Origin of the sequence: Flavobacterium nitrogenifigens, from assembly GCF_003254565.1 — a bacterium.
Taxonomy (GTDB): Bacteria; Bacteroidota; Bacteroidia; order Flavobacteriales; family Flavobacteriaceae; genus Flavobacterium; species Flavobacterium nitrogenifigens.
The window spans coordinates 1-1171 of sequence record NZ_QJRI01000127.1; the positions used below are offsets into that span (position 1 = coordinate 1).

A 1171-nucleotide genomic window follows, 5' to 3' on the forward strand; every position below is an offset into this window, starting at 1 on the left:
AGGAATAAAGCTCGATAGAAGTGAGAACATGATTGTAGCAATCCTTGGAATATTAAAATCAGGAGCTGCTTATGTTCCTATAGATGTTAATTATCCACAAGACCGCATTGCATATATCGAAGAGGACAGTAACTGTAAAGCGATCATTGATGAAGAGGAAATGATGTTGCATAATTTGGAAAGATTCAGATTCGGGAAAGAGAACCTGAATACTATTATTAAGCCAAATGATTTGGCATACGTGATCTATACCTCTGGATCTACAGGTCAGCCTAAGGGAGTTATGATCGAGAATAAAAACTTATACAACTACCTGAAATGGTGTTCTGATTTTTATTTTGAGAATCAGCAACAAGGTGATTTCGGATTATTTAGTTCTTTGTCTTTCGATTTGACTGTTACCAGTATTTTCCTTCCATTAATTAGAGGCCATAAGATAAAAGTATTTAATAATAATTGGAATGCACATGAAATATTACTGGATTATATTTCGACTTCAAATGCCTTGGATATCGTAAAATTAACCCCATCTCATTTAGAATTATTAAAAGATTTTGACCTGAAGGATACACCGTTAAAGAAAATTATAGTTGGAGGAGAATCATTACTTAGCCGACAAGTAGACGAAATTCTAAAAGTAAACAGTGAGTTAGTGATCTATAATGAATATGGTCCAACAGAGAGTACCGTTGGCTGTATGGTTAAAGTAATATCCAAAGATAGTCCCGTAACAATTGGAAAGCCGATTTCCAACACCCAGATTTACATCTTAGATGATTGTTTAAATCCTTTAGCTGTGGGAGTTACCGGCAAGCTTTATATATCCGGCGCAGGCGTGGGGAGAGGTTATTTGAACAAGCCAGAACTGACCCAGGAGAAATTTATATCTAATCCTTTTATAGAAGGAGAAAAAATGTACGACACTGGCGATTTGGGCCGTTGGCTGGCTGACGGTGATCTTGAGTTTTTGGGCAGAAAAGACCATCAGGTAAAAATAAGAGGATACAGGATAGAACTTGGCGAGATAGAGAATGCGATTTCGCAGTTTTCTGAGGATTTAAAACAAGTGGTAGTAGCGGCAAAAGAATCCAATCAGGAGAAAGTACTGATTGCTTATTTTACAACTGATGGCAGTATTGATAAATCAGAATTGAGGGATTTTCTTCAGGAG

General features: G+C 36.6%; 1 protein-coding gene. It reads left to right on the plus strand.

Annotated elements, in window-relative coordinates:
- Positions 1 to 4 precede the first annotated feature (4 nt).
- Positions 5 to 1171, plus strand: a 1167-nt coding sequence (locus DM397_RS00570; protein ID WP_262510668.1) for an amino acid adenylation domain-containing protein, incomplete at its 3' end; no start/stop codon positions are given.